This window comes from Desulfosarcina sp., assembly GCF_033791525.1.
GTDB lineage: Bacteria > Desulfobacterota > Desulfobacteria > Desulfobacterales > Desulfosarcinaceae > Desulfosarcina.
Map to the genome: position 1 here is coordinate 1 of NZ_JASJGN010000107.1, position 26610 is coordinate 26610.

At 53.6% G+C, this 26610-nt stretch carries 24 protein-coding genes; 12 read left to right on the plus strand and 12 right to left on the minus strand.

Going from position 1 to position 26610, the window contains the following annotated elements; all coding sequences use genetic code 11:
• Positions 1–121 precede the first annotated feature (121 nt).
• The 3 genes from QNK41_RS05240 (at position 122) to QNK41_RS05250 (ending at position 3031) form a co-directional block, all read left to right on the plus strand.
• A complete protein-coding gene (locus tag QNK41_RS05240; protein WP_319254477.1) occupies positions 122–697 on the plus strand; it encodes a CBS domain-containing protein in 576 nt (191 codons plus the stop codon).
• A 133-nt stretch (positions 698–830) separates the two neighbouring features.
• Positions 831–2135 carry an ArsB/NhaD family transporter gene (locus QNK41_RS05245; RefSeq protein ID WP_319254479.1) on the plus strand — a complete coding sequence of 435 codons (1305 nt, stop codon included), beginning with the start codon at positions 831–833 and terminating at the stop codon, positions 2133–2135.
• Positions 2132–3031 carry a hypothetical protein gene (locus QNK41_RS05250; protein ID WP_319254481.1) on the plus strand — a complete coding sequence of 300 codons (900 nt, stop codon included), beginning with the start codon at positions 2132–2134 and terminating at the stop codon, positions 3029–3031. Before QNK41_RS05245 ends, QNK41_RS05250 begins: the two co-directional genes overlap by 4 nt.
• 39 nt (positions 3032–3070) lie before the next feature.
• Here the strand turns inward: QNK41_RS05250 and QNK41_RS05255 are convergent, their stop codons facing one another.
• The 3 genes from QNK41_RS05255 to QNK41_RS05265 are packed head-to-tail and all read right to left on the minus strand — an operon-like array spanning position 3071 to position 7223.
• Positions 3071–5551, minus strand: a complete 2481-nt coding sequence (locus QNK41_RS05255; protein ID WP_319254483.1) for a serine/threonine-protein kinase — start codon at positions 5549–5551, stop codon at positions 3071–3073.
• Positions 5552–5595: 44 nt separating this feature from the next.
• The gene (locus tag QNK41_RS05260) at positions 5596–6342 is read right to left on the minus strand and encodes an FHA domain-containing protein (RefSeq protein WP_319254485.1); all 747 of its coding nucleotides are present in this window, start codon (positions 6340–6342) and stop codon (positions 5596–5598) included.
• On the minus strand, positions 6339–7223 hold the full coding sequence (locus QNK41_RS05265) for a PP2C family protein-serine/threonine phosphatase (protein ID WP_319254487.1): 885 nt from the start codon (positions 7221–7223) through the stop codon (positions 6339–6341). The genes QNK41_RS05260 and QNK41_RS05265 overlap by 4 nt, the downstream gene beginning before the upstream one ends.
• 383 nt (positions 7224–7606) lie before the next feature.
• On the opposite strand from QNK41_RS05265, the gene QNK41_RS05270 reads away from it, so the two are divergent.
• On the plus strand, positions 7607–8371 hold the full coding sequence (locus QNK41_RS05270) for a stage II sporulation protein M (protein ID WP_319254489.1): 765 nt from the start codon (positions 7607–7609) through the stop codon (positions 8369–8371).
• Between the two features lie 41 nt (positions 8372–8412).
• On the opposite strand, the gene clpB is transcribed toward QNK41_RS05270, so the two are convergent.
• Positions 8413–10992, minus strand: a complete 2580-nt coding sequence (gene clpB, locus QNK41_RS05275; RefSeq protein WP_319254523.1) for an ATP-dependent chaperone ClpB — start codon at positions 10990–10992, stop codon at positions 8413–8415.
• Between the two features lie 444 nt (positions 10993–11436).
• Between clpB and QNK41_RS05280 the strand changes: the two genes are divergently transcribed.
• Positions 11437–12333: a hypothetical protein gene (locus QNK41_RS05280; protein ID WP_319254491.1), complete on the plus strand. Its 897-nt coding sequence runs from the start codon at positions 11437–11439 to the stop codon at positions 12331–12333.
• A gap of 4 nt (positions 12334–12337) precedes the next feature.
• Here the strand turns inward: QNK41_RS05280 and QNK41_RS05285 are convergent, their stop codons facing one another.
• From QNK41_RS05285 to QNK41_RS05295, 3 genes are all read right to left on the minus strand, one after another.
• Complete coding sequence (locus tag QNK41_RS05285) at positions 12338–12583, minus strand: hypothetical protein (RefSeq protein WP_319254493.1); 246 nt, start codon at positions 12581–12583, stop codon at positions 12338–12340.
• A gap of 201 nt (positions 12584–12784) precedes the next feature.
• Complete coding sequence (locus tag QNK41_RS05290) at positions 12785–13381, minus strand: TetR/AcrR family transcriptional regulator (protein ID WP_319254495.1); 597 nt, start codon at positions 13379–13381, stop codon at positions 12785–12787.
• A gap of 278 nt (positions 13382–13659) precedes the next feature.
• On the minus strand, positions 13660–13833 hold the full coding sequence (locus QNK41_RS05295) for a hypothetical protein (protein ID WP_319254497.1): 174 nt from the start codon (positions 13831–13833) through the stop codon (positions 13660–13662).
• A 464-nt stretch (positions 13834–14297) separates the two neighbouring features.
• On the opposite strand from QNK41_RS05295, the gene QNK41_RS05300 reads away from it, so the two are divergent.
• From QNK41_RS05300 to QNK41_RS05310, 3 genes are read left to right on the plus strand one after another with little or no spacing between them, the layout of a single operon-like run.
• Positions 14298–14825: a hypothetical protein gene (locus QNK41_RS05300; protein WP_319254499.1), complete on the plus strand. Its 528-nt coding sequence runs from the start codon at positions 14298–14300 to the stop codon at positions 14823–14825.
• A gap of 6 nt (positions 14826–14831) precedes the next feature.
• Entirely contained in the window at positions 14832–15755 is a 924-nt protein-coding gene (locus tag QNK41_RS05305) for a DMT family transporter (RefSeq protein WP_319254500.1), read from the plus strand.
• A 1-nt stretch (position 15756) separates the two neighbouring features.
• Entirely contained in the window at positions 15757–16554 is a 798-nt protein-coding gene (locus QNK41_RS05310; RefSeq protein WP_319254503.1) for a sugar phosphate isomerase/epimerase, read from the plus strand.
• Between the two features lie 107 nt (positions 16555–16661).
• Here the strand turns inward: QNK41_RS05310 and QNK41_RS05315 are convergent, their stop codons facing one another.
• Positions 16662–17294 carry a TetR/AcrR family transcriptional regulator gene (locus QNK41_RS05315; protein WP_319254505.1) on the minus strand — a complete coding sequence of 211 codons (633 nt, stop codon included), beginning with the start codon at positions 17292–17294 and terminating at the stop codon, positions 16662–16664.
• 143 nt (positions 17295–17437) lie between these two features.
• Positions 17438–18322 (minus strand): exopolyphosphatase, encoded by an 885-nt coding sequence (locus QNK41_RS05320; protein ID WP_319254507.1) that lies wholly within the window; start codon positions 18320–18322, stop codon positions 17438–17440.
• A 431-nt stretch (positions 18323–18753) separates the two neighbouring features.
• Between QNK41_RS05320 and QNK41_RS05325 the strand changes: the two genes are divergently transcribed.
• Complete coding sequence (locus QNK41_RS05325) at positions 18754–19662, plus strand: hypothetical protein (RefSeq protein WP_319254509.1); 909 nt, start codon at positions 18754–18756, stop codon at positions 19660–19662.
• A gap of 16 nt (positions 19663–19678) precedes the next feature.
• On the opposite strand, the gene QNK41_RS05330 is transcribed toward QNK41_RS05325, so the two are convergent.
• Genes QNK41_RS05330 through QNK41_RS05340 form a run of 3 tightly spaced genes read right to left on the minus strand, consistent with a single transcriptional unit; the run spans position 19679 to position 22192 of the window.
• A complete protein-coding gene (locus QNK41_RS05330; RefSeq protein WP_319254511.1) occupies positions 19679–20593 on the minus strand; it encodes a DMT family transporter in 915 nt (304 codons plus the stop codon).
• 40 nt (positions 20594–20633) lie between these two features.
• Entirely contained in the window at positions 20634–21449 is an 816-nt protein-coding gene (locus QNK41_RS05335) for an SDR family NAD(P)-dependent oxidoreductase (RefSeq protein ID WP_319254513.1), read from the minus strand.
• A 2-nt stretch (positions 21450–21451) separates the two neighbouring features.
• Complete coding sequence (locus tag QNK41_RS05340) at positions 21452–22192, minus strand: YkgJ family cysteine cluster protein (RefSeq protein WP_319254515.1); 741 nt, start codon at positions 22190–22192, stop codon at positions 21452–21454.
• 564 nt (positions 22193–22756) lie between these two features.
• On the opposite strand from QNK41_RS05340, the gene aprB reads away from it, so the two are divergent.
• From aprB to QNK41_RS05355, 3 genes are all read left to right on the plus strand, one after another.
• Positions 22757–23188, plus strand: coding sequence for an adenylyl-sulfate reductase subunit beta (gene aprB / locus QNK41_RS05345; RefSeq protein ID WP_319254517.1), 432 nt, complete (start codon positions 22757–22759; stop codon positions 23186–23188).
• A gap of 79 nt (positions 23189–23267) precedes the next feature.
• Positions 23268–25247 (plus strand): adenylyl-sulfate reductase subunit alpha, encoded by a 1980-nt coding sequence (gene aprA / locus QNK41_RS05350; RefSeq protein ID WP_319254519.1) that lies wholly within the window; start codon positions 23268–23270, stop codon positions 25245–25247.
• Between the two features lie 335 nt (positions 25248–25582).
• On the plus strand, positions 25583–26610 hold a 1028-nt coding region (locus tag QNK41_RS05355), incomplete at its 3' end, for an FAD-dependent oxidoreductase (RefSeq protein WP_319254521.1).

Here is a 26610-nt window from a genome sequence, read left to right on the forward strand (position 1 = left end):
ATATGTTTCCAATAGTTTAGCTACTTTTCAAATATTTTTATGCAACATTGGGGTAAATTCCGCCGGTCATCAGCGACCATTAACCTGCCAGCGCTCTTGAACGGGTGGGCGGAGGCGCGAAATGAAATCATACACAGTCAAAAACCTGATGGTTCCGCTTTCAGAGTATGCCACGGTCTCTGAAGCGGCCACACTCCTGGATGCCGTCAAGGCATTAAAGGAAGCGCAAGCCGCGTTTAATCAAAAGCGCTATCGGCATCGGGCCATTCTGGTGATCGACAAAAACAATCACATTGTCGGCAAGTTGAGCCAGCATGATGTGATCGAGGCCCTTGAACCCAATTACAAGGAGATGAGAAATTCTGCGCCCAGTGGTTCAATTCACAGGCTCGGATTCAGTGATGGCTTCGTCAAATCGACCATAGAGCAATACCACCTGTGGGAAAAAGCCCTTGAGAATCTGTGCGGAAAAGCGATCCATCAGAAGGTCATTAAACTTATGTATGCACCCGGCAAGGGTGAATTCGTGAATGAGCGTGCAAGCATGGATGAAGCCATACACCGGCTGATCATCGGTCGTCACCACTCCTTGCTGGTGACCGCAGATCATGATGTGCGTGAAATCGTTGGTCTACTCAGACTCACGGATGTTTTTGAGTTTGTCAGTGATGCGATGCAGGAGTGCTTTCTGAAGTAAGGCCATACTACAGTGATTATTCAGTTTCTTCTATCGGTTAGCGGAGTCCAGCAACCGAATAATTACTGCGTACAGTTAAGTGTATAAGATTTCAGAAGGTTGTCACGATTGACGAGTTGGAAAGGGCGCTGAGATGGAAGGGGTTTTGGTTCCGATTGTCGTTTTTCTGGCGGTCTATGTTGCCCTGACCTTTGAACTGGTCAACAAGGCCGTCGCCGCACTGCTCGGCGTCATGATCCTGCTGGTGCTCCATGTGGTCAGTGAGCACCAGGCCGTCGAGTTTATCGACTTCGAAACCATCATGCTGCTTTTGGGTATGATGTCCATCGTGGCCATACTGAGAAAATCGGGCTTTTTTTCGATCGTCTCGGTCAGAATCGCCGAGTTGACCCAGGGCAGTCCGCTGAAAATATTGATTCTCTTTTCCATCGTCACCGCCGTCCTGTCCGCTTTTCTGGACAACGTGACCACCGTGCTGATCATCATCCCCATCATCATCGAACTCACCGCGGGCATGGGCCTGGACCCCAAGATGTACGTGATCAGCCAGGCGATTATATCCAATATCGGCGGCACGGCCACCCTGATCGGCGATCCACCCAACATCATCATCGGCTCCAAGGTCGGGTTGACCTTCAACCAGTTCATGCTCAATCTCACCCTGCCGGTCCTGGTCTGCTTTGCGGCCGCGCTCGTATACATCTGGGCCACCAACCGGGACAAATTCAAGCCCATCGACACCAACCTGGCCAAGCTCTTTTCAGTGCAGCTGCTACTGGAAAAGATCCGTTACCAATTTCTGGATACGAAAATCGACAAGATCTTCCTGACCAAAGGACTGGTATGCCTGGGCCTGGCCATTGTTCTGTTTGTCACCCAGACCATCACCAAACTGTCTCCGGGCGTGGTGGCGATGCTGGTGGCCATGATCCTTTTCGTCATCACCCGTATCGACGTGGAAGAGATGCTGGAAGAGATCGAGTGGAGCACCCTTTTGTTTTTCACCGGCCTGTTCATCCTGGTAGGCATACTGGAGCAAAAAGGGGTGATCGAATGGATGGCCCACAACATCTTCCTGCGCGTGGGTGACAACCCCTACGTGATCGTGCTGACGGTGCTGTGGGTGTCCGGCATCGTCTCGGGCTTCCTGGACAACATCCCGTTTACCATCACCATGATTCCGATCGTCAAGCTGATGCTGGAGAGCAACCCCATTCCCAACAATATCCTCTGGTGGGCCCTGTCTCTGGGCGCCTGCCTGGGCGGTAACCTGACCATGATTGGCGCGTCGGCCAATATTGTGTCGATTGGTATGGCGAAAAAATTCGGCCAGGAAATTTCATTTCTCGATTTTGCAAGAAAAAGTGTCGTGATCACCCTGATCACACTGGTGATTGCATCGGGCTATTTAATGCTTTATTTGTGGATATCGTTATGAAAACCGAAGACAAAGAAATATTGTGCAGTCTGATCCGGGACCATGAGGATACCATCGGTTCTTCCCGGGTCACCATGATGGCCATCAAGGCCTTCATCGAATCCATCAAACAGGTGCGCTGCAGTGTCGAGGAGGTCCGTGAACTGTATTTGGAACTGTCCGAGGCCATTAAGAACACGGAGCCCAAGGTCATTCCCCTGATTCACCTGATTGAAGAGTTTGAAAAGGAGATCGGTGAAGCACCCGATGAGTCCATCGACCAGATCAAGGACAAGGCGATCCAGATTCTGGAAGCAAAGCACCACAAGATCATCACCAAGACCGGCAAAGTGATCGAGCACGGCCTGACCTGTATCAGCGAAGGCGATGTGATCATCGTTCACACCATCAGCTACGATGTCACCAACATGCTTAAACTGGCCAGGGAGACCCTGCAGAAAACCTTCAAGGTGATCGTGCTCAAGCAGGATCTGGCCAAGACCCGTCGGTTGATCAAGTCCCTGTCCGCCGCCGGGATCGACATGGAAATCATCCCCGAATACAGCCTGAGCCACTATATCGAACAGGGCAACAAGGTGTTCATGGGCGCATTGTCCATCACCGACGACATGAAAGTCATTTCAGCTATTGGATCCGCCAATATTGTCAGCCTGTGTCACCTGAGCAACCTACCAGTCTACCTGTTTGCCAATACCCTCAAATTTTCCCACCGGCACTCATCCCAACAACGCATCCATCGAAAAGTGGAATCCAAAACCCATGGCGACGTCTCTTTCCAGTTGATCACCCACTCTCACGACACCGTGGACCTAAAGCATGTGGATTTTCTGGTGACCGAAGACGGCATCAAGGACAAGGCGGCTATTTCAGAATTTATCAAAGCCCCCCGGTCGTAAGCGAGCTTGCGGCTTTTTCCATAAAGCGCTTCGTCAGGGTCAATTGTCGTTTAATATCGTGGTGACCATTGAGCGATCTTCTTTTACGGCGGTTTGTTGGGCGGACGCGCCGGCGGCTGTCGGCAGTGCTTTCCAGCGTGACTTGTACATGGCTCTGAAGACAATCTGGAACATGGCTTCGAGGAGAGAATAGGCGGAAACGTGGTGGGGTGGGTCGGCAAATGCGGCGATGGCACGGCGTTTTTCCGATTCGCCCTGTTTTAATCGATTCAGATTATTCAAGAATGCAACCATCTGGGGTGCGACGCGTTGATGTTGATCCGGAAGCTGCGCGTGGTTTTCCCACCGGGCCACCTGCTTGGCGAGGGCATCACATGACGCCTCCAGAAGAAAAACCTTGTTTTTTTCGCTCTTTAAGAGAGGAGACAAAGAGACATGCTTGCGGATCGCCAGATGAATTAAGGCTTTTTCGCGCTCCAGCTCTTGCTTGATCGGGGGTGCCATGGCTTCGGGAACCGACAGGGTCAATTGGTTCAATACATCTGAGAATGCAGACATGTGGGATTTAATGTCAGTGGCTGCGGCCGACCAGAATTTCTGGCTCATGGCCTTGACGGTGGCTTCATCGGGATCGGTGCGGTCACGGCTGGACTTGAGGATTTTCAAAATCCCCGGGAAAGAACGGGCGGCTCTGGGAAAAAGGTTCCTTCCGGTAACCGCTTTGAACATAATTGCCATAGTGGAAAACCAATCCTGAAGATGCAGCGCATCTCCCAGGTTCCCAAAATTGGAGGAAATCGTCCTGTTTTTTAATAGATGGAGCGGTGTGGCATAAAGGGGCGTTCCTCCGAGAAGGGGTTGAGCAATGGTGCCGTCGCGGGTGGGTTTCAGCGAAACCGCCGTTTCTACATCGATTACGCCGATTGAAAATGCGCTCTTATTTTTCAGAAATCCCGGATAGGTGTCCGGATCAGCATCCAGAAACAAATTGTCCGGCTTCAAGTCCCTTAGCGCTAAGCGCTTTTCTTTGAGCAAGCAGAGCAACTGCAGCACATTGGACGCGATATTTTCGATCTGCTGCCTGCTTTTCGAAAAGGCTTTTGTCTCCTGCTGCGTTTTCAAGAGCTGGATCAGGTCGTCTACGATTTTTTGATTGGCTTTGAAAACGGTTGAAAAGCCATCTGTGATCCGGGAGAGCAGTGCCGCATCAATTCCTTTTTCTTCTATGTTGCGATTCTCTCCGGAGATATAGGCCAGAAACCAGTTTTTGATCTGGAAGGTGTGGACCTTCTCCCCTTGGCCCGACTCCTTGATAATGCGATTGGTTTCGGCCTCACAAAGTTGGTAAAGGGTATGAAGCCCCTCAAAAACGGGGAGGGACGCCAGTCCGTATCGGATGGTGAATGCTTCCTGGTCCCAAGCCACGTCCGGCGCATCACGGAATTCGTTACCGGTTTTGTCTTTGGATTCGTGCAATTCATCAATGACCCGCCCTAAGAAGAAACTGTTGGTCAGTTCCATAAAGAAGGCAAATCGGTCTCTGATTTTCAGGTATTCCTGATAGTCGGGATTCTCTTCAACCAGCCGGATATATTGTTTTTCCAGTTGCTCTTGGGTAAGGCTCGATTCATATGGCAGCTTTTTAACCTTTTTAAGCACTACGGACACCATGGGAACGATGCAGGTGACCGGTGAAAGGTGTGCGGCGGTCTGCACCTCTCTTCGAATGTCCCGCACATATTTTTCCATATCCGTGACTGGAACTGGCGGTATCTTTACTACCATGTGGGTGTCGTAGATCACGTAAAAGCATTTGCTTTTGCTGCCGGTCTCTTCTCCCAATGGCCCGACGGACATTCGACGGGTCAGCCAGTCGTTGCTGCCTTTGACGCCCAATTCGAAAATTTTCATTTTCTGTGATGTGGAGGTTTCGGTCATGGTAAAGCGGGCAGGAACATCCTTATCCAGGCCGTTTTGGACCTTGTAAATACCAAGGAAAAACAGTGCGATATCACGTAAATAGGAAGTCTCCTGACAATCTTCATCAACATCGCAGGATCGATCGGACTTATTAGAGAGACCATCGGCCGTCGGTGTTTTTGAAGCCTCGGTTTTTACCGCAGTCGATAACATCAGGATCAGTTTGGCGATTCCAGATGCAGTGGCAAGCATAAACAGAAAAATCAGCAGGCGACTATCAAAAGCCCGAATCAGTTTCTGATTGAATCCTAAATTCACCAATATCTTTAGCTTCTGGTGGTCGATGATACTAAGCAGAGAGGTCTGTTTTTGAACCTTGATTGACCCGAAGGAGGTCACGTCATCTTTCATAAACATGCCGGATTTTCCGTTGGCTTCGTAAAAGACGAATTGATCGGACTGGTCGACCTTATCGGCAAGGACCGGCTCTCCTCCCTTGATATAGATGACCTGACTGGTCGAGGTGAGATCAACTTTAATGAATGTGATAACGGCGGTGCAAATCGCTGAGAGCACGATGATTGTGATCCATTTTTTCATAGCGTGCCCATCCGTTTAAACCGGTCTTCCAAGGGGAGGTTCCTTTATGGTGCTGCCGGGCCTTCTGAGGCGTATTGGAGAACCACCACACCGATTTTGATGATGTCCATGTCTTTAAGACGGACCGGCCCGTGGACGGTCTGCCCATTGACTTTCGGTTTGATCCAGCCACTGACGCCGCTGATGTAGTGGTGTTGAGGGGTCTTGCTGATAGCCGCAGCCGGATCTCCGGCCAGGAAGGAAAAAAAACCACCAATGACGATATCGCACCGGTGGGATCTGCCGATCGTAATCATGCTTTTTGCCAGGTCGAATCTGCCGTTCCCGCCAGCCAGAAAGGCCACGTAGGCCGGTGCTTTAGGGATTTCGGGAATATCTCCGCTCTCGGCCAGCATCCGGCGGTAGACTTCCGTGTCCATGAACATGGTGTGGTCCGGACCGGGATCACCGGGCAGGCCGGAGGTTTTTAAACCGCCTTGTTCGGGTCTCGGCCTTGACCGCCCATGGTCCAAAAAAACCAGCGTGTGTTTACCGATGGTGATGAGGTCCCCGTTTTTGAGATTCGCCTGCTGAACGGTCAATCCATTCAGGAAGGTACCATTTTTACTGTGGGTGTCCTTTAGGATAAATCGGTTGCCTTCTCTGAAAATGACGGCATGGTTGCCGGAAACCGCATAATTATCGATGACCAGATGGTGATTGGGGTTTCTCCCTATGGATAGGGTGTCGATTCGATCGAGGGCGAACTCTTTGATCGTTCTGTCCTTATACTTGACGAGCATTCTGATCATTTGGCCGCCTTTTTTACAAGAGACTCTGCTCTGGAACGGTTTTTAGCGCCGAAAAGGGATGCAATCCATGCCGGAATGCCGGCAATTCGTCCAAACAGACGATTTACCGGCCTCTCGTTTGCCGATGTGACCCGCACCACGATGACGGTAATGTTGTCTTCGCCGCCTCTTTGATTGGCCAAATCAGTCAGCTTTCTGCACGCCGAATTCGAATCATTCTGGTAGACCAGATCGCGGATCTCTTCCTGGGAAATTTTGCCACTGAGGCCGTCGCTGCATAGGACGACGATATCGTCTGAAAAGCATGGGGTTTCTACAAGCGCCACACCGACGTCAGGCCGGATACCAACGGCCCGGGTAAGAATATGCGCCAGTCTGCTTTCTGAATACCGACCCTTCATTGACTTGGGTATTTTTTTGCGCTCGTGAAGCAGGGTGTGGGGCGTGTAAAGGGTCTCGATTTCCCTATTTCTCAACAGATAAATGGGACTGTCTCCCACATTGGCTGTGATGATGGAATTCCCGGAAAGGTAGAGCGCAGAAACAGTGGTGCCCATTCCCCGGCAGGCCTTGTCCGCGACGGACTGATTGTAGATTTTTTGATTGGCCAAGAAGATGCCTTGGCGCAGGCGGTTGGCGGCCGCACTCTGGACGTCAACGGCCTGGGTTCCATCGGCATCTGAAAATTCCTGAGATGGGTTTGCCATGTATCCGTCGATGGTTTCTATGGCAATTTGACTGGCTATCCCCCCGCCGCGATGACCCCCCATCCCGTCTGCCACGACGTATAGTCCGATCGGTTCGTTGAGAAGGAAGCAATCTTCATTTGCCTTGCGAACTTTTCCGATATCACTGAAACCAGCGGCCTGAACCATGATCATGATTTGTTCCTTTTCCCCTTAAAAACAATAAATTGGGATGTTTGTCAAGGAAAACACGGTGTTTATGAGAAATCTAATCACGCGAACCAAGAGGTATCGGCGATTTAAGGCGACGGCTTATCAAGCTCGACGCCCGGGTCAAGACGGGATAATTGAGATGGGAGTTTGGTCGATGGTCTAGTTGCGCCGCATAATGGTACGCTGGCAGACACTCGCGTTAACATCCCCGTGTTCTAAAAAGGGAACGGTGTTGTTGCCATGCAATGACCACCGAAGCGTATGTTGGTTCTTGCTGAAGCGCTTGTGTGGACACCAACTGGCAGCTACCCCGGTTTGGTCCCGCAAAATTAAAGCCCAAGGATTAAAACGCCAATAAGTGAGTCATGAAAATTACACAACCGCTGCTATTTGTAGCCTGGAAGAAACTGATTGGGGCCTATGTGCTTGCATTGGTCATCGGTCTTGTTGCCGGAACGCTTCTGGTGAAGATCGGGCACATCAAACCGGAAAGCATATATGAACTATCCACCAAGCGTCTTTCCTATGCCCTTCCGGTTTTGGATATGGGCGCACGACATGGAATCGATAATGGTATCTCGCTATTTGTCTGGAATTCAATCGGTGCTTTATTCACTATGTCATTTATCTATACGGCCGCATTGTTTGACCCAGACCACATTGGATTGCCTCCGCGATTTCTTAGAAAGATTTTTTGTGGGAAGACAAGAATGAAAATTCTCTGCTATCTACCGGGATGCACAGAAATCGAAGAAGAGCCCTTGCGCAGGTTATATGTCTGGCTGATGATTCCCCTGCTGGGCATCATTTTGCTTGGAATCGAAAGCGGCCTTTCAGTTTCAACGGCAGCTTTTATCTTCGGGTCCTTTTATTCATCAATTATCGCGCTTCTGCCGCATGGTCTGATTGAAATTCCAACCCTTTCGCTAGCGGGTGCAGTCACCTATTCGGCACATCTGATGGTCAACAAACAGGTGCGCATCAATACGACCCGCACGGTCTTTCAGCAGATGGAAATGCACAGAAACGCCATGCCAATCATAAAAATTGCCCTATTGGTGATCGGCTGTCTGTGTCTCGCCGGGTGGGTTGAGGCGCATTTTACCCAGCGAATCGTAGACAGCCTATAAATTTCACGTTCCCGACCCCCACGTGGGAACGGGAAATTTAATCAGATCTGCCGGAACACGATCCGCTCCCCTTCCGCCTCGGCGCTGAGCCGGGTTCCCTCCTGTATGTTGCCTTCCAGTATCTCCATGGCCAGGGGGTTTTCAATCTGCCGCTGGATCACCCGCTTTAAGGGACGGGCGCCGTAGACGGGATCGTAGCCCTGACGGGCAATCAGGTCGCGGGCCGAATCGGAGAGGAACAGCTCGATGTTCTGTTCGGCCAGCCGACCGGCCAGGCGCGCCATCTGGATCTCAACGATCTTGCCGATCTGGTCCGGCTCGAGGTTCAAAAAGATGATGGTTTCATCAATTCGGTTGAGAAATTCGGGCTTGAAGCCAGCCCGCAGGGCCTCGGTGACCCGCCGCTCCATCGCTTCGCGGTCGTGGCCGCCCAGTTTCTGGATCACCTGGCTGCCCACGTTGGAGGTCATGATGATGATGGTGTTTTTAAAATCCACGGTCTTTCCGTGGCCGTCGGTCATGCGACCATCGTCCAGAATTTGTAACAGTACATTGAACACCTCCGGGTGGGCCTTTTCGATCTCGTCGAACAGGACCACGGCGTAGGGCCGCCGCCGCACCGCCTCGGTGAGGTAGCCGCCTTCGTCGTAGCCCACATAGCCCGGAGGGGCGCCGATGAGTCGGGACACCGAATGCTTCTCCATGAACTCGGACATGTCGATGCGCACCATGGCCTGCTCGGAATCGAAGATGAATTCGGCCAGGGCCTTGGCCAGTTCTGTTTTGCCGACACCGGTGGGCCCCATGAAGATGAACGAGCCGATGGGGCGGTTGGGGTCCTGGAGTCCGGAGCGGGCGCGGCGCACCGCATTGGAGACCGCTTCGATGGCCTGTTCCTGGCCGATGACCCGTTTGCCGAGGCGTTGTTCCATGTTCACCAGCTTCTGCCTTTCCCCTTCCAGCATGCGGCTCACCGGAATGCCGGTCCAGCGGGAGATCACCTCGGCAATATCCTCGTCATCCACCTCTTCTTTGAGCATCTTTTTGTCTGACTGGAGCGCTTCCAGGTCCTCGTTGGCCCGCTCCAGCTGGCCCTTCAATTCACGGCTCCTGCCATAGCGCAGTTCGGCGACGCGGGCCAGGTTGCCCTCCCGTTCAGCCCGCTGTTCATCGACACCCAGTTGTTCCTGGGCCTCCTTGATCTTGCGGATGTTCTGGATCAGGCGCTTTTCATCTTCCCAGTGGTTTTTCATGCCGGCGATCTGAGAATGCATGGATTCCAGAGTATCTTCCAGCTTGGCCAACCGCTCCCGGGAGGCCGGGTCCGTCTCTTTTTTCAGGGCTTCCCGCTCGATTTCCGCCTGGAGGATTTTGCGTTGAATTTCATCGATTTCCACGGGCATGGAATCGATTTCGATACGCAACTTGGAGGCACATTCGTCAATTAGGTCGATGGCCTTGTCGGGAAGAAACCGGTCGGCGATATAGCGATGGGACAGGGCTGCCGCTGCCACGATGGCGGAGTCCTTGATGCGTACGCCGTGGTAAACCTCGTATTTTTCTTTCAGCCCGCGCAGGATGGAAACGGTGTCTTCCACGCTGGGTTCGCGCACCAGCACCGGCTGGAAGCGTCTCTCCAGGGCGGCATCCTTTTCGATGTACTTGCGGTACTCGTTCAAGGTGGTCGCGCCCACGCAGCGAAGCGTTCCCCGGGCCAGAGCCGGCTTGAGCATGTTGGAGGCGTCCATGGATCCTTCGCTGGCGCCGGCGCCCACCAAGGTGTGCAGTTCGTCGATGAACAGGATCACTTGACCTTCGGCTTTTTCCACCTCTTTGAGCACCGCCTTGAGGCGATCTTCGAACTCGCCCCGGTACTTGGCACCGGCGATCAGGGCGCCCATGTCCAGGGAAACTAACCGTCGGTTTTTCAGGCTTTCGGAGACATCGCCGGCCACTATGCGCTGGGCCAGGCCTTCCACGATGGCGGTCTTGCCCACCCCGGGCTCGCCGATAAGCACCGGGTTGTTTTTGGTCCGTCTGGAGAGCACCTGAACGATGCGCCGGATTTCGTCGTCCCGGCCGATGACCGGGTCCAGCTTGCCGCTGCGGGCCATATCCGTCAAATCCAGGCTGAATTTTTTGAGTGCCTCGTATTTTTCCTCGGGATTGGGGTCGGTGATCCGCTGATTGCCCCGGATCTCCATGAGCACTTTCAAAATGGCATCCCGGTTAACGCCGGATGCGGACAGGATGCGGGACACCTCCCCCGCTTTTTTGTCGCACATGGCCAGCAGGATGTGTTCGATGCTGGTGTATTCGTCTTTCATCTTGCCGGCTTCGACAAATGCTGCTTCGAGAACGGCTTTGGCGGCCGAAGAGAGATACACATCCCCCCCGCTGACTTTGGGCAGTCGGTCGATGGCCTTGGCAGCCGCGGTGGCAATGCTGTCACCGGCGGCACCCAGCCGTTTGAATACGGACCTGGCCACCCCTTCTTTTTCGTCGAGCATGGATGCCAACAGGTGTACCGGCTCGATCTGCTGATTGCCGAGGGTGGATGCCAGGGCCTGGGCATTCTGGATCAATTCCTGCGACTTTATGGTAAATCGGTCAAACCGCATCATCTCCTCCTTGCATGGACAATGGGCTACAATTAAGTATTGGTCTGCATTTTGCACAACCAATATAAACACCGCCCCGGTGATGTCAAACCCATGGAACCCATCGAATTCAATAGTAATTTATAGACTGGTAGGGGCTGCCCCACGTATTATGGCTCAGGCAACGCAGCCTAACCCTTGACGGCAAACACCGGTTGTGCCAAAAGCATGAAGAAAATCGAAATTACCGGGCCCAGCCTCTTGAAAGGGGCATGGCCCAGGCGGTTCGTTAACTAGTGCCCATCAATAAATGAACAATTTGCCCGATATCTGCGTTATTCGAAAAATTTTATCCTCGGAATATCAAACATATGCTTCCGGTAAAATTTTTCGAAAGCCTTGATCTCGGCCCAAACTGCCTATTTCTGGACGGACACTAACTATCACGTGTTGAATGGAGCGGCGATGTCCGGTTTTGTGGCTGTTCGTTTGAATCAGTTCGTTAATCAATACCTGCGCAACCATAAAGAAGCCGACGGCGATGAGGTTCGTGCCGCCGTCGAAGACGCCCTTGCCGCCCGGCGCCAGGGCGTCCGTTGTGCATGCGGCAATCCCCTTTGGGTCGCGGGGTCTGCCGTCGCCGGGTACGGCTGCTTTACCTGTATTACCGGATCGGCCGAACCGGATGGCGACCCGGAGATCGATGCGGCTTGCGAGGGCTTGTTTTTTGAAACGGACGACCCCGAAGACCGGATCGCTCAGGTGAGCGAGATAATTAAAAAACACCCCCGGGACTATCGGGAGCGGCTGGAGGAGGTCGGGTTTGTGTGGCAGGATGATGAAACCGATCTACTATACGAGGAAGAGGCCAATGAAGAGCGTGCAGCTGTTCCCGAAACGGAAATCCAGTGGCGGTTGGTTCAATTTCTGGACACCGGCGGGCTTGTCACTCAACAGGTCCTCGATGCCTACCTGGAAGAGCGCTATTCCGCAACGTCCAATCTTCCGCTGATTCGCAAATACTTTAAACAGGCCAATCCCAATTTGAAAGCGATCCTGTTGAACGGGTTGGCCGCCAACCCCACGGACCTGGACCTTCTTGACGACCTGTCATATTTCAGCGAGTTCGAGAGCATGCTGGGCGAACTGATCCACTTTTATACGGATGCCTGTCTCAAAGAGTTGGATATTGAGCGGTTTTCCCTGCTGGCCCAGGATTTTCACATGAATACCTATGAGCAGGGATATGATGCCCTGCATGAACTGGTCACCATCTTTCAATCGAGCACCAAAGGTGCGGTGGTCCAGCAGCTCTCCGAGACCATCGATGATTTTGAGGGGGCGGAGGACATTCCCTTCTAGTTTACTATCCTGTCCGCTGATAAATTTGTTTTTGCGTCAGTGCGTCTTGGAGAACTTCGTTTAGGATTCTTACCGCGCCGGTCAGGGTTTCTTCATTGGCCATGGTGTAGGAAAGCCGCATGGTTTCCCTGCCTTCTCCCGGTCTGTCGAACAAGAAAGTTCCTGGAACGGATGCCGTCATTCGGGATACCGCCTTTTGGCTCACTGTTTCCATATCTATCCCCTCAGGTCCTTTTACCCAGACGAACATGCCACTGTCCGGTGCCGACCAGGTAATACGATGCTGTAAAGAACCGGGCCATAGACAGGGTTGAGATGACCATCACGTGATCCAATGACCCAAAGTTGATCTATCTCGGGCCGACCGAAGGCTTTCTACCGTGGAAGCAAGCGAAGCCTATATGATGGTATGCCTTCGTTTGGTGCGGCATGTCACTCGACCCCTCTCCTTTCAGCTGCGCAACTGCCGGATGAAAAAGCGCAGCTGGTTGTTTGTCTGCTGAAGGACCATCCGGTCGCGGGTGGACATGTACAATGTGGCGGCACCATTCAAGGTGATGACGATGAAATTGGATATTTCGCGGTAGTCCAGATCCGGTTTGAGCAGATCGGCGGTTTCCGCCTCCGTTAACCAGGACTGGAAGAGTTTGGAAAACCCGACGAAGCCCTTGAGGATGTGGCGGCCCATGCTGTCGGACTGGCCGGAGAGTTCCACTAGCATGTTGACGAAAAAACAACCGCCGTCAAACACCTCCCTGCCTAAGTACCCGTGCAGGACGTTTTCGATCGTGCGCTCAATCCGTTCAAGCGGGCCTGGGGCGGACTGCATGTCTTTGAAAACAACCGATTTCCAGATCTCCACGGCATCACTGTAAACCGCATGCCAGACATCCTCCTTGCTCTTGAAGTGGCAGTAAAGCCCGCCTTTGGTCAGTCCGGTGGCGTGGAGGATATCACTGATGGAGGTGTTGAAATATCCCTTGACGGAGAAAAGTTGCAGGGATTTCTCGATGATGTTTCGACGCGTCAGTTCACCCTTGGCGGACATGATCTGCTCCTTTAAAAAACCAACCGGTCTTTATTTATTTAGCCGAATAGAAAAAGTCAACAATCGAATGTCGTCAAGAAATCGCGGTCACGAGTTGACAATCCTTACCGGGTAGGCAACCTGAAGGTGGTAAAGAGGCGGTCCGGCCTCGGTGGGAAACCCATTTTACGTGTACCGGGTTTTATTTAAAATTGCGGGTTCGGCCCTGCCACAGGCGAATGGCGCTGATTGTAAAAGTCGTGCGTCTGAATTGAAGCCAGATTGTTTTCCATACCCTGTTAAGCCGCCTGTTCTTCGTAGGTTGCGGTTTTACCAAAAACCAGGCTTCGGTAAACAAGGGTAACCAAATGAATGACACCGGTGATCAAACCCAGAGTAACAAAAGAAATGATAAACAGTGTCAAAAAAGCGAGAAGTCCAGCGCTCAGTCCGGCAAGAATGAAATCGATCATGGCGTCTCTCCTTTTCGATGGCGCTTTGGGTCGATGAGTCGTGAGCAATTATTTAAGGTCTAAGCAATTTTTTTGCCAAAGGGCATAAAAAAGTTAACAATTTGATAATACACATTTTTTGAATCCTATGGGATGGATAATTCAGGAATCAAGCATTTTACATGTGAAAAAAGAACGTGGATTGGATCAAAAATAGGAAAAAAAGGTAATGATTGAAATTCACCACCGAGATCTGTTGATGAAACATCGTTTGACTCACCCGCGTTGGTGGTGGTATCCCGTTGGCGCTATTGGTGATTGAAGGGCTTCAGCGGCGCGTTGCCTGGCAAGGGTGACAATCGATTTCCGAATCGCCATCCGTTCCCGCAGCAGGCAACGGAAATTCTGGCCGCCCGCTGCCCAAGACCCTGGGGGCGTGCCTGTTTTCGTGATCACCGACATCAATTGAGGGAAAATGCACAGCCATGGACGAGGCATACAGCGCTTTCCGAGCGGCGGTGGGCAGCTTTGCCAACCGATGGATAGCGACCGGGCTGCCGTCGCGGCAGGGCCTTGACGAGGCGGCAGGGAACCTGGAATGCCTGCGCGAGCGTCTGAAGGTTAACGGTATCTGGGACCAGTCACCGTCCATGGTTACCGCAACCTTGGATGACGGCCTGGGTCAGGGACTGGCTATTATCGAAAAATATGCCGTCGCCGTCGGCATTCGCTTGATCCGCCTGGGCCTGATGCAAACGCCCGAGGCCGTTATGGATGCTTGTCGCCTATATCAGCCGGATTTTTTGGGACTGACCATTCTTCAATTTGATACTGAAGACGACTTGATCTGCATCGCCAACCACCTGCCCAGCAAAACCCGGATTGTGGCCGGGGGGCCGGTATTTTCCGGAGATCCCGATTTTGCCGGCCGGACCGGTACCCATTTTGCGGCCAAAAACGTGGCCGTTTTTCTGCGGTACATGCTGGATACGTCCAACAACCCACAGATGTGAGTCAAAATGGCTTCAGATAATGCGGAGATGACCCTGATTCCCGGGATTTTCATCATATGCCTCACCGTGATTTTCGGTGGTAATGCCGTGGCCATCAAACTGGCTCTGACCGGTATGGGGCCACTGACAACGGCGGGCCTTCGTTTTGCCCTGGCGGCAGTTGCCATCGCCTGCTGGGCCCACCTCACCGGCCGCAGTTTTCGCATCAAGTCGGGTCAGGCGTTTCAGCTGCTGATCGTGTCCACGGCATTTACGATTCAGCTTTGCCTGTTTTATCTGGGGCTCGAGCGAACGTATGCTTCCAGAGGGGTGTTGATCTCCAATCTGTTGCCTTTTTTCGTATTGTTCCTTTCACACCGGTTCATCTCCGGAGAACGCATCACATGGAAAAAATTGGCGGGGATTATTCTGGGGTTTACCGGCGTGGCCTTCATGTTCACCAGCACGCAGGGTTTTTCCGGATCGCTTCACAGCGGTGATCTGATCATTTTTGCAGCAGTGGTGGTTTGGTCCTGCAATGTGGTTTACACCAAGCGCATCATCAATGACTATTCCCCGTTTCACCTGGTGCTCTATCCCATGATATTCTCGGTCCCGGTTTTCCTGTCAACCGGGTTTTTATGGGATGGCCGGATGATTTACGACCTGAACCTGACGGTAATCGGCGCATATGTTTATCAGAGCCTGATCAGTGCCGCCTTCGGTTTCGTGGCCTGGAGCACCATGCTTAAACGCTACGGTGCGTCCACCCTGCATTCGTTTGTGTTCATTATGCCCATTGCCGGCGTGGTGTGCAGCGGGCTTTTATTGAACGAACCCATCACGCCCAATCTCATTGTGGCCATGGTTTTCATTGCCGCCGGGATTTTATTGATTCACGTGAGCCCGAAAAAACCTACATATACATTTCCCCTAAGCCGGGGGCTCTGACATGCATTTTGGTGCGATGAATTTTCCGGTAGCACCGGTATTGGACGAAATCGAAACCTTTGCCCGGCTGGGGTTCGACTATCTGGAGCTGGCCATGGATCCGCCCATGGCTCACCATAGCACGCTTTCATCCTCCCGGACGGCCATTACCCAGGTGTTGAAGGTCAACGGCCTGGGCCTGGTCTGCCACCTGCCCACGTTTCTCTCCACTGCCGATCTCACAGAAAGCCTCCGGCGGGCATCGCTGATGGAGATGCACCGATCTCTGGAAGTGGCTGCCGAGTTGGGAGCCAAAAAGGTTGTCCTGCACCCGAGCATGGCCGGCGGTATGGGCGCCTATGTCCTGGACACGGTCAAAGGCTATGCGTTCGATTTTTTGTCGGAAATGGTGGACGCCGCCAGCTGCTTGGACGTGACCATCTGTCTGGAAAACATGTTTGTCCGAAACCGGCTGGGGGTGGAGCCGGATGATTTTGAGGAGATATTCAAGACCTTCCCTTCCCTGAAGCTGACCCTGGATACCGGCCACGCCAACATCCACGATCGTCGGGGACGACGCCTGAAAGAGCTGGTAAACCGGTTTGGCCTGCGCATCGGTCACCTGCACGTCAGTGACAATCAGGGTACGCGGGATGACCACCTGGCCGTGGGGCAGGGAACCATCAAGTTCGCGGATCTGGTGATGCGCCTCAAGGGTGCCGGTTATGATGACACGCTCACCCTGGAAGTCTTCGATGAAAACCGCCAGATGCTGGTAGAGAGCCGGGAGCGGATCAAAGCCATGTTTGCCGATGGATAGTTGGATAAAGGGGTCGAGGGTTCAAGGACCCAAGGGGCCAAGGAGATGCAGATAAACGTCGTCGCCCGGATCCTTTCGATGCCCGACCCCCTGAACCCTGATTGTCTTTACTTGTTTTCGTCCGGCTTGAGAATGCCCGTTAATAGCAGTTGGCACACCATTTTTCCCAGGGTTTCCACCTGACGCTCCGTGGCGGCCAGGCGGCTCAGGTAGCCGCCGGAGATCAGCTGGGCCAGACCGTGAATGCCTGACCAGGTGGTTACCGCCAGCTCCATGGTGTCGCGGTCGAGGAAGACACCCGCCCTTTTTCCATTATTGATGATGGTTTCAACCAGTTGAAAAGCGGCCCAGGATGACTGCTTCAGAGCTCGCGGGGCGGTTCGCATGTTGATTATGCCGCCGAAAAGAAGATGGGCCATGCGGGGGTGCCTGACCCCGAAAAGAATGTACTGCACCGATGCAGCCACAAACTGTTTGCGCGGATCATTTTCATGCCGACACATCGCCTTGCCGGCTTTATCGGTGAGCTGTTTGAAGCCCACCTGAGCGATGGCCGCCAGCAGCTCGGCCTTGTCCTGGAAATGACGGTAAGGTGCCGTATGGCTGACGCCGGCTACCCGGGCGACCTCTCGCAGGCTCAATCCGGCCAGTCCCTTCTCCTCGATGATCCTATATCCTGCCTGGATCAGGGATCGGCGTAAGTCACCGTGATGGTATGGTCGTTGACCGTGTGTGGGCAATCTTATCTCCAAGATGGTAGTGGTTGGCTCACGCCTTCCTGCGTCAAGATGCGGAATCACTTCACCGATGGTGGTATTTATCGAATAGCGGATTTTAACAGACGCGCCTGCCAGTGGCGGGAACGCGCGTTCCCGTGCGTGGTTCAGACGGGGACGTTTTTTCGAAGGATGTGTAAGATGCGGTTCAGATAATCTGGTGCTTTATCCCTGGCGAAGCGGCAGGCCCCGGCCCCGGGATGACCACCTCCTTCGAAGGCGGAGAGCATCTTTCCCACATTCACTTCACAGCCCCGATTCAAGATACTGTGGCCCACCTTGATACTGGCCAGATTATCTTCATCGAAGATGATTTTGACATTCACCGTGCAGTCGGGAAACAGGGAATAAACCAGAAAACGGTTTCCGTTGGGTGCCGGATCAAGGCCACGGAAATCGGTGATAGAGACGTGGTCCACCAGTGTGGTATTCGCCCTGAGGGCTTTTTCGTAGACGATGTTGGTATCCACCACCCGCTGGCATCGCCGCTTTACCTCCGGATCGTCCATCACTTGGGCCGTGGAGCGGGTCCGCAGCAGGGTCACCAGATGATCCCAGTAGCGTTCTTCGGATGAATCGTGGTTGGTGATGGTCATCGACAGCAGCACGTAGGGGTAGTTTTCCGGGTGAAGGATTTCGTCCAATGTCAAATCTGCCGAATCGATGCGGTCGGTCTGGCGAATCAGCTCGGTGTAGTCTCGATCCAGATCTTCCCGGTAGTATTCATAGACAATTCCAGCCGCCGACGGTGCGATTTTAAACATCCCGTCCACGGGGGCCTTCGGTTGATTGGAATAGTGGTGATCGAACCACAGGCTACAGCCTTCGTGGAAGGGCAGGTTGGCGATGACATCGCCGGTCTGAATATCCACCCGCCGGTGCTGCATGTCGCTGGGCTGGACCCATCGTACCGGTGGGCCGATTTTCAGCGCATCCATCAGCAAGGCGGCACATACGACACCGTCGAAATCGGGTCTGGTAACCACTCTCATCGGGCAAGTTCCTATTTCTGTTGAGGGCGCCATAGCTGTCATTCACCGGTAATATAACAGACAGACCCTCCCGTTTCTCAACCAACTGATGATAAGGGCTTTTCAAGCCAGGTTCCGGTGTGTTTGGATTAGGCCATACATGTATCAACAATCCTGTTGAACCGCAATAGCCAGTGGCTAATGCGGCGCGCCTGCGATCCGGACCCTCTTCGGACTGCAATTTTGGCTTGAAGTTTAGGTCTATCCATGAAAAACAAAAACGCTGTGGCCGCATGTTCTGGCGAAACGGTCGGCACTCAATGGCCGGTATCAGTGGCGCCATTGATCGAAAGGCTGCTGAAAAAATAATTGCCCAGTCAGGTCAATTATTTTTTCGGTCCTAAACGGCGGGGCGGTTGACTTCCGTCACTAACAGGAGGGACAATCCAGAAATGGTTGATATCCAGCTGGCGAATCTGGTTCAAATGGAATCCCCACAAGCGGTTTTGGACGAGGCGATAACCGTGGTTGCGCTCTTTTCCGCGGATACGGATCCGTTGGCCATCCGATCTGCATTCGACCAAACCGTGTCGCTTTATCAGGGAGACTGGGAACACACCAAAGGCTGCAATACCGATTATCATGACCTGAAGCATGTCACCGATTGTTTTCTGGCCATGGTCCGGCTCTTTCATGGCGCGGGGCAAACTGGGGTCTATTTTTCTCCCCGTCAGGTTCACCAGGGTTTGGTGGCGGCCCTGCTGCACGATGCGGGATACCTGCAAAACAGCGACGATGGCGAAGGCACCGGCGCCAAGTATACCTCCTGCCATGTTCGGCGCAGTATGGATTTTCTTCAGCAGCACTTCGCGGCCTTCGGTCTGCTGGAAAGTGAAATCCACGCCAGTATGGCGATGATTCACTGCACCGATCTCAACTGTGATCTGGCATCTGTTCCGTTTCCGGACAAAGGCATCGAACAGATTGGGAAGATGCTGGCCACGGCGGACATCCTGGCCCAAATGGCAGATCGCACCTATTTGGAAAAGCTGCTTTTTCTATTCTACGAGTTGGACGAGGCTCGTATCGACGACTATGCAGACGAGTTGGACCTGATGCATCAATCAAAAGATTTTTACATCCGTATGGCGGATCGTTGTGAAACCCAACTGTCATCCTCGAACCGTTTGATGATCCACCATTTTAGGGCGCGATGGAAAATCGATGAAGACCTTTATCAAAAGGCCATCGACAACCAGCGGGCCTATCTGACGAACATCCTGACGGCGGTCGACGATGATCCCCGGGACAGACTGCGCCGCAGCAGGATCGTGGAAGCGGTGAAGATTAAGTACTGCTAACGACCTCGAGCTCCGGTTATGGACGCTTTTTTTTTCTGATCAAGCCAGGGGGCAGGTTGGTAATGAAAACCGCTGCCAGCACCAGCGCCCCGCCACCGGCCTGTATGACCGTGAGCCTTTCATCCAGAAGCACCCACGCACCGATGGCGGTGACTACCGGGATGCCGTTGACAAATACCGCCGCCCGGGAGACTGGCACCTGGGAAAGGGCGTAATTATAGCACAAAAAGGCGCCCACCGTGGAAAATACGGTCAGGTAGAGGACCGCCAGGGACGATCGCGGGGTAATGAACGACCACGCTAAAGAAGGGACTTCCCAGAAAAAAGGCAAACAGAAAAACACGGCGCCGTATACGATCTGGACAAAGGTGATTTCAAAGGACGAATATCTGCGGCCCAGGTCCCGGGCAAAGATCATGTACAGCGATGCAGAAATGACGGCGCCGCCTATCAGCAGATCCCCCAGCAGCGATCCTTCCAAGGACCATCCAAATTCCGGGTCACCGATTACCAGCAAAATGATTCCCCCGAATGAGAGGAAAATGCCGATGACGCTGGTTCCACCGGCACGTTCCCCCAGCATGAGTGCGCCTAACACCAGCACCACCACTGGAATGGTGGCGATAATCAGCGCGGTCTTGGGGGCGCTGGTGTGCTGCAGACCGATGGTTTCGAAGATGAAGTAAAGCCCCGGTTCGAAAAGCGCCAGCAGCGCCATTTTTACATGGTCTTTGCGGGTGAATGAGGGCCATTTGCGCCCCCGCCGCAGAAAAAGAAAAATCAGGGCCGCCAGGGAAAAGCGGGTAAACACCAGGGTAAAGGTGGGGATACTTTCCAGGGCAATTTTGGTGGCCACGAAAGAGAGTCCCCAGAACACCATCGTCGCCACCAGCGCGGGGTATGTTTTTAATGGGTGTTGCATAGGGTCCATGGATAGTGGTGCTGTCCCGGATGCTTCATGAACGGTGAGGTTACACGACCCCCTTAGGCATGGGTGCGACGGGCTCACCGCCCAGCGGGTAGCCGCCATCCAGTCGCATCACGCTGCCGGTCATGAACGGGGCGTCATCCAATAGAAATCGGATCGCCCGAACCACATCCTCTACCCGGCCAATTCCGGCCAGCAGGGTGTGATCCACGATGGCCTGCCGTTGCACCTCGGTCAGCAGTCCCCATCCGCGGGTCTCAGGTCCATGGCGGGTTTCAAAGACGCCCAGCATCAGCTCGTTCACACGTACATGGGGAGCGCCTAAACGGGCCCAGGTTTCCGTGAGCAGGGAGATGCCGCGGTTGGCCGCCGCATATCCCTCATTGAAGAGATAGCTGGCCGGACCGCTTCGACCGACAATGCCGGCAATCGACGAGAGGTTGACCACAGCGCCGTCCCCGGAGGCCCTGAGGTGAGGCAGGGCTGCCTCGAAGACCCATTGCTTGGCTCGCAGGGTGGTGGCCATCTCCAGATCCCACTGCTCCCGGGTGTACCGGCCATGCACGACCGGCCATCCCCCCCGTTCGATATTGTTGATCAGGATATCCAGCCGGCCGAACCGATCCGTGATCCGTTTTACCAGGCTGGAGATGGCATCGGTGTCCAGCAGGTCGGCCCGCTCGATCAGGTGGTCCGTTCCCGTATCGGCGAAATCGGACTGCATGGCCGTCAGGCTTTCCGGCCAGTCAAACCAGGTGGCCGCCACCCGCGTACCACGGCGCAGCAGATCCAGACCGACGGCTTTCCCGATACCCTTGATGCCGCCAAGCACCAGGGCAACTTTCTGGGTGGGTTTCATATTCAGGCCTTTTCCGGTGAAACGATCAGGAGGTTTTTGCGGACCCAATCCATGGCGACGATCAGCAGATCCAGGTCACCGGTTCTTGACCGGTCAAGGGGTTGGATGTCGGCGGTGGTCGCAACGTTGCTGTCCCTGTAATACGGATCATTGCGAAAGGTGTCCAGATCGTAAAGGGCCGTATATACCCGTTTTCTTTCGGAAGGCCTCAACGGGCCCGGTCGGAACCGGTTCTTGAGGCTGATCAGCTCCAGCATTTTGTCGTTCATGTGGTTGTGAGTGGCAATTTGCTGACTGTCCACCCATTCATCCACGGCCTGCCGTTGTCCGTTTGTAAAACCCAGGCAATGGGGCTCTCGAATCAGTGCCCAGTGTTCGGTCAAACGTCCTGTTTTGCGGTCACGGGAGACTCCGCGGGCCAGTGGGTAGGTGCGGCAGGAAGCGGGCCGGGCCGGGTATACGCGGCAGCCGGCATCGGTGACAAAGGGACAGGCCAGGTCATCTGCATCGCTGAATCGCAGGGAAACCACGGGCAGCCCGGTTCCGGGTCCGGTGCTCTCCTCGGTGTACCGGTTAAGGAAATCACCGGACGACATTTCAAGAAACTGTTTGAGGCACAAGACATCATAGGGGGTTAGCGCCTGGTTCAGATTCCGGCAGCAGGCATTGAAACAGGTCACGTCTGGAGAACAGGTGAAACGGAAGGTCTGATGCTTTTCCAGTGAAGAAACAGTGGGTTGCATGGCCGCATTCCTGCGCGTTTGGGTTCTGGTCGTGTGGGGCAGTGGTAGCACGCTAGTCAGGCGTGTCAACTGCAATCTTCATCAAATAGACCGAATCGACGGAATCGGAAATCGATCCTGACGGGTTGACCGTGGGCGTCGTCAATCAGACTATTCCACCATATATTGTGCCTTTTGGGGAAGGTTCAACGATATGTAGACTATCGCCTGTTTGAATGTAAGTGACTGCATCTTTTGGGCTTTTATACCACCGAAAATTCTTGACAATGAATATGCTGGATGATATTGATCTTACCTTGTGTTGCACGATGACTATCTTCCCGAATTTATACGATATATTCAATCGATCAAATCAATGCCGCAGCGCATTGGATTCATGTCCGCACGTCGTGATTTGTAAAAACAGGGTATGGGGTTTTATGTAAACTCAGTGTAACTGTCCGGGTCGAAACCATTCGGACACCTAATCTATGGAAGGGAGGTGCGAGGAACAGGAGGTTTTAGCCTTAATTTCGGAAGTAGGTTGAGTGAAATCTTTTTAACTAACCGTAGGAGGTATACTAAATGCCAAGTTTTGTAATTTCGGAAAAATGTGACGGCTGCAAGGGCGGCGATAAGACCGCTTGCATGTACATTTGTCCCAATGACCTGATGGTGCTGGAGCCCAACTCCATGAAAGCCTATAACCAGGAACCGGATCAGTGCTGGGAGTGCTTTTCCTGCGTCAAAATCTGCCCCACCCAGGCCGTCGAAGTTCGCGGCTACGCAGACTTCGTACCCCTGGGAAGCTCCATTATGCCCATGATGGGTACCGAGGATGTCATGTGGACCTGTAAGTTCAGGAACGGCCTGATCAAGCGCTTCAAGTTCCCCATCCGGACCACCCCCGAAGGCCAGGCCAATGCCTATGTGGATCTTAAAGGCAAAGATCTGGAAAGTCCCCTGCTTTCCACCCAAGAAGCTGACGGGTACGTCCTTCCGACCCCGAAGGTCTAATCCGGTCCATCTGTTTGCAGTCGATTGTTTGCTATCGATAAAATCTTTAAGAATTCGTATTTCTACAGGAGGATAAGATATGGCATTACCGAATAAACCTGTGGGTGAACTCAAGGCCGTACGGGATCCCGAAGTCGTCGAAAAAGAAGTTGACATTCTCATCGTTGGCGGTGGTATGGCTGCCTGCGGTACCGCATTTGAAGTTAAAAAATGGCTCAAAGACGACCAGACCGTGCTGCTGTGCGACAAGGCCGCCATGGAAAGATCCGGTGCCGTTGCCCAGGGCCTGTCCGCCATCAACACCTACGTGGGTGACAATGCAAAAGAAGACTATGTTCGCATGGTCCGCAACGACTTGATGGGTCTGGTCCGCGAAGACCTGATCTACGATCTGGGCTGCTATGTGGACGATTCCGTACACCTGTTCGAAGAGTGGGGCTTGCCCATTTGGAAAAAAAATGAAGACGGCAAAACCCTGGACGGCAATAAGGGTCAGAAAATGGGGACCCTGAAGTCCGGCGCCCAACCGGTCCGCACCGGTAAATGGCAGATTATGATCAACGGTGAGTCGTACAAGCGGATCGTCGCCGAAGCTGCCAAGCTGGCCCTGGGTGATGACAACATCCTCGAGCGCTGCTTCATCGTCGAACTGCTGCTGGATGCCAACGTGCCCAACCAGATCGCCGGCGCGGTTGGTTTCTCCGTACGCGAGAACATCGTCTACATCATCAAATGCAAGACCATGATGGTTGCCTGCGGCGGCGCGGTGAACATCTACCAGCCCCGTTCGGTGGGTGAAGGTAAAGGCCGTGCCTGGTATCCCGTATGGAACGCCGGTTCCACCTACACCATGACCATGAAGGTCGGTGCCGAACTGACCATGATGGAAAACCGTTTCACCCCGGCCCGTTTTAAAGACGGTTACGGCCCGGTGGGTGCCTGGTTCCTGCTGTTCAAGGCCAAGACCCTCAACGGCCTGGGCGAAAACTTTGCAGCCAGTGACGCCGCCAAAGCCGAACTGGAAAAATACGCGCCTTACGGCACGGCTGCCATCACTCCGACCTGCCTGCGTAACCACCTGATGCTGTTCGAGTTGAAAGAAGGCCGCGGCCCCATCATGATGGACACCGTGACCGCTCTGGCGACCCTTGGCGAAACCATGGACAAGAAAGAGCTCAAGCACCTTGAGTCCGAAGCGTGGGAAGATTTCCTGGACATGACTTGTGGCCAGGCCAACCTGTGGTGTGCGCAAAACTGTGAACCGGAGAAGAAAAACTCCGAGGTCATGCCCACCGAGCCTTACCTGCTGGGCTCCCATTCCGGTTGCTGCGGTCTGTGGACCTCCGGCCCGGATCTGGATTGGGTGCCGGACAGCTACAAGATCAAAGCCACCAACGGAAAGGTCTACAACCGTATGACCACCGTTAACGGTCTGTTCACCTCCGGTGACGGTGTGGGTGGTTCCGGGCACAAGTTCTCTTCCGGATCCCATGCCGAAGGCCGCATCGCCGCCAAACAGATGGTGCGCTACGCCACTGACTTTGCTTCTTTTGCTCCGGCCCTGAAGCAGTCCAAGGAAGAGCTGGTCGACCTGATCTACAAGCCGGTCCGGACCTTCCTGGACAACAAGGACTACACCACCGCCATCGACATCAACCCCAACTACATCAAACCCAATGGAATGATGTACCGCCTGATGAAGGCCACCCATGAGTACGGTACCGGAACCGCCACCTACTACATGACCACCACCAAGTCTCTGGAAGTCGTCATGGATCTGCTCGCCACCATGCGTGAAGACTGCGAAAAGATGGCTGCCGGTGACCTGCACGAGCTGATGAGATGCTGGGAAATCGAACATCGCATCTGGACGGTTGAGGCTCACCTGCGCCACATCCAGTACCGTAAAGAGACCCGCTACCCGGGCTTCTACTATCAGTCGGACTATCCGGGACAGGATGACGAGAACTGGTTCTGCTTCGTCAACTCCAAGTTCGATCCCGAAAAGAAGGAATGGGATATCTTCAAGAAAGACTACATCAAGATCATCCCGGATTAATGGAATGTCGACGGTTGTTCTAGTCGAATAGCAACACGCCTCCAGGTGCCTTTGCGGCACCTGGAGGTTTTTATTACCGAACCGATGTTGTTCTTTTCTGTTTTTCGGGTAGTACCCATCTGGGACCGTGCCATGTCGAACGACATGCGGTTCCAATAAGGCCCGTTGCTTATATTGGAGCGTGAAACCGGCTCCTGGAGGCCCGTACGTATGGGTAACGTGGTTTCCAGCTCCCCGTTTCCAGTTTCAATAAAAGGGTATTGCCCGAAACCAATGGCATTTTTTAACAACTTGTTTTCATGACCTTTTGAAACGTTGATGCACGGAGGGATAGCATGACAAACGACAAAACAGCCCCTGCGAGTGGAAGCATTATGGTGGTCGGCGGCGGTATCGCCGGTCTGACCACGGCCATCGAGGCCGCTGAAGTGGGGTATGAAGTGTTTCTGGTCGAAAAGAATCCTTATCTGGGCGGAAGAGTGGCGCAGCTGAATCAGTATTTTCCCAAGCTATGCCCGCCGACCTGCGGACTGGAAATCAACTTCAGACGTATCAAGGACAATCCGAGAATCAAGGTGTTCACCTTGGCGGAAGTGGAAAAAGTGGGCGGCACGCCCGGCAACTACAATGTCAGCCTGAAAATGAACCCCCGCTACGTAAACGAGAATTGCACCTGCTGCGGCGCCTGCGCCGATGCCTGCCAGACCGAGGTGTCCGATGAGTACAACCTGGGCATGTGCAAAACCAAGGGCGCCTATCTTCCCTTTGAAATGGCCTTCCCTGCCAAATTCGTCATTTCGCCGCAGATTATCGGCACCGACGATGCCAACCGGGTCAAGGAATCCTGCAAATACGATGCGGTGGACCTGGAGATGCAAGCCAAAACCGTCGACCTGCCCGTGGGCGCCATCGTCTGGGCCACCGGCTGGGAGCCATACGACGCCCACCGGATCGACAACCTGGGTTTCGGCCAGTACGACAACATCATTACCAACATGATGCTGGAGCGCCTGGCTTCCAAATCCGGCCCCACCCAGGGCAAGATCGTTCGCCCATCCGATGACAAGGCCCCGGAGAGCGTGGCTTTTGTTCAGTGTGCCGGCTCGCGTGATGAGAACCATCTGCCTTACTGCTCCTACATCTGCTGCATGGCATCCCTGAAACACGCCACTTACATCCGGGAGCAGTATCCGGAGACCAAGGTGTATATCTTCTACATCGATATCCGTTCGCCCGGCGACCGGTACGAAAAGTTTTACAACAAGATCAAAGAAGATGAGAACGTCATCCTGATCAAGGGGAAAGTTGCCGAAGTCAGCGAAGATCCGGCCACCAAGAACATCACCGTGGTTGCCGAAAATGC

What these genes read in the sequence shown, in the direction of transcription:
- QNK41_RS05240 (WP_319254477.1), top strand. Translation starts at nt 122, where the DNA reads ATGAAATCATACACAGTCAAAAACCTGATGGTTCCGCTTTCAGAGTAT.
- QNK41_RS05245 (WP_319254479.1), top strand. Translation starts at nt 831, where the DNA reads ATGGAAGGGGTTTTGGTTCCGATTGTCGTTTTTCTGGCGGTCTATGTT.
- QNK41_RS05250 (WP_319254481.1), top strand. Translation starts at nt 2,132, where the DNA reads ATGAAAACCGAAGACAAAGAAATATTGTGCAGTCTGATCCGGGACCAT.
- QNK41_RS05255 (WP_319254483.1), bottom strand. Translation starts at nt 5,551, where the DNA reads ATGAAAAAATGGATCACAATCATCGTGCTCTCAGCGATTTGCACCGCC.
- QNK41_RS05260 (WP_319254485.1), bottom strand. Translation starts at nt 6,342, where the DNA reads ATGATCAGAATGCTCGTCAAGTATAAGGACAGAACGATCAAAGAGTTC.
- QNK41_RS05265 (WP_319254487.1), bottom strand. Translation starts at nt 7,223, where the DNA reads ATGATCATGGTTCAGGCCGCTGGTTTCAGTGATATCGGAAAAGTTCGC.
- QNK41_RS05270 (WP_319254489.1), top strand. Translation starts at nt 7,607, where the DNA reads ATGAAAATTACACAACCGCTGCTATTTGTAGCCTGGAAGAAACTGATT.
- clpB (WP_319254523.1), bottom strand. Translation starts at nt 10,992, where the DNA reads ATGCGGTTTGACCGATTTACCATAAAGTCGCAGGAATTGATCCAGAAT.
- QNK41_RS05280 (WP_319254491.1), top strand. Translation starts at nt 11,437, where the DNA reads ATGTCCGGTTTTGTGGCTGTTCGTTTGAATCAGTTCGTTAATCAATAC.
- QNK41_RS05285 (WP_319254493.1), bottom strand. Translation starts at nt 12,583, where the DNA reads ATGTTCGTCTGGGTAAAAGGACCTGAGGGGATAGATATGGAAACAGTG.
- QNK41_RS05290 (WP_319254495.1), bottom strand. Translation starts at nt 13,381, where the DNA reads ATGTCCGCCAAGGGTGAACTGACGCGTCGAAACATCATCGAGAAATCC.
- QNK41_RS05295 (WP_319254497.1), bottom strand. Translation starts at nt 13,833, where the DNA reads ATGATCGATTTCATTCTTGCCGGACTGAGCGCTGGACTTCTCGCTTTT.
- QNK41_RS05300 (WP_319254499.1), top strand. Translation starts at nt 14,298, where the DNA reads ATGGACGAGGCATACAGCGCTTTCCGAGCGGCGGTGGGCAGCTTTGCC.
- QNK41_RS05305 (WP_319254500.1), top strand. Translation starts at nt 14,832, where the DNA reads ATGGCTTCAGATAATGCGGAGATGACCCTGATTCCCGGGATTTTCATC.
- QNK41_RS05310 (WP_319254503.1), top strand. Translation starts at nt 15,757, where the DNA reads ATGCATTTTGGTGCGATGAATTTTCCGGTAGCACCGGTATTGGACGAA.
- QNK41_RS05320 (WP_319254507.1), bottom strand. Translation starts at nt 18,322, where the DNA reads ATGAGAGTGGTTACCAGACCCGATTTCGACGGTGTCGTATGTGCCGCC.
- QNK41_RS05325 (WP_319254509.1), top strand. Translation starts at nt 18,754, where the DNA reads ATGGTTGATATCCAGCTGGCGAATCTGGTTCAAATGGAATCCCCACAA.
- QNK41_RS05330 (WP_319254511.1), bottom strand. Translation starts at nt 20,593, where the DNA reads ATGGACCCTATGCAACACCCATTAAAAACATACCCCGCGCTGGTGGCG.
- QNK41_RS05335 (WP_319254513.1), bottom strand. Translation starts at nt 21,449, where the DNA reads ATGAAACCCACCCAGAAAGTTGCCCTGGTGCTTGGCGGCATCAAGGGT.
- QNK41_RS05340 (WP_319254515.1), bottom strand. Translation starts at nt 22,192, where the DNA reads ATGCAACCCACTGTTTCTTCACTGGAAAAGCATCAGACCTTCCGTTTC.
- aprB (WP_319254517.1), top strand. Translation starts at nt 22,757, where the DNA reads ATGCCAAGTTTTGTAATTTCGGAAAAATGTGACGGCTGCAAGGGCGGC.
- aprA (WP_319254519.1), top strand. Translation starts at nt 23,268, where the DNA reads ATGGCATTACCGAATAAACCTGTGGGTGAACTCAAGGCCGTACGGGAT.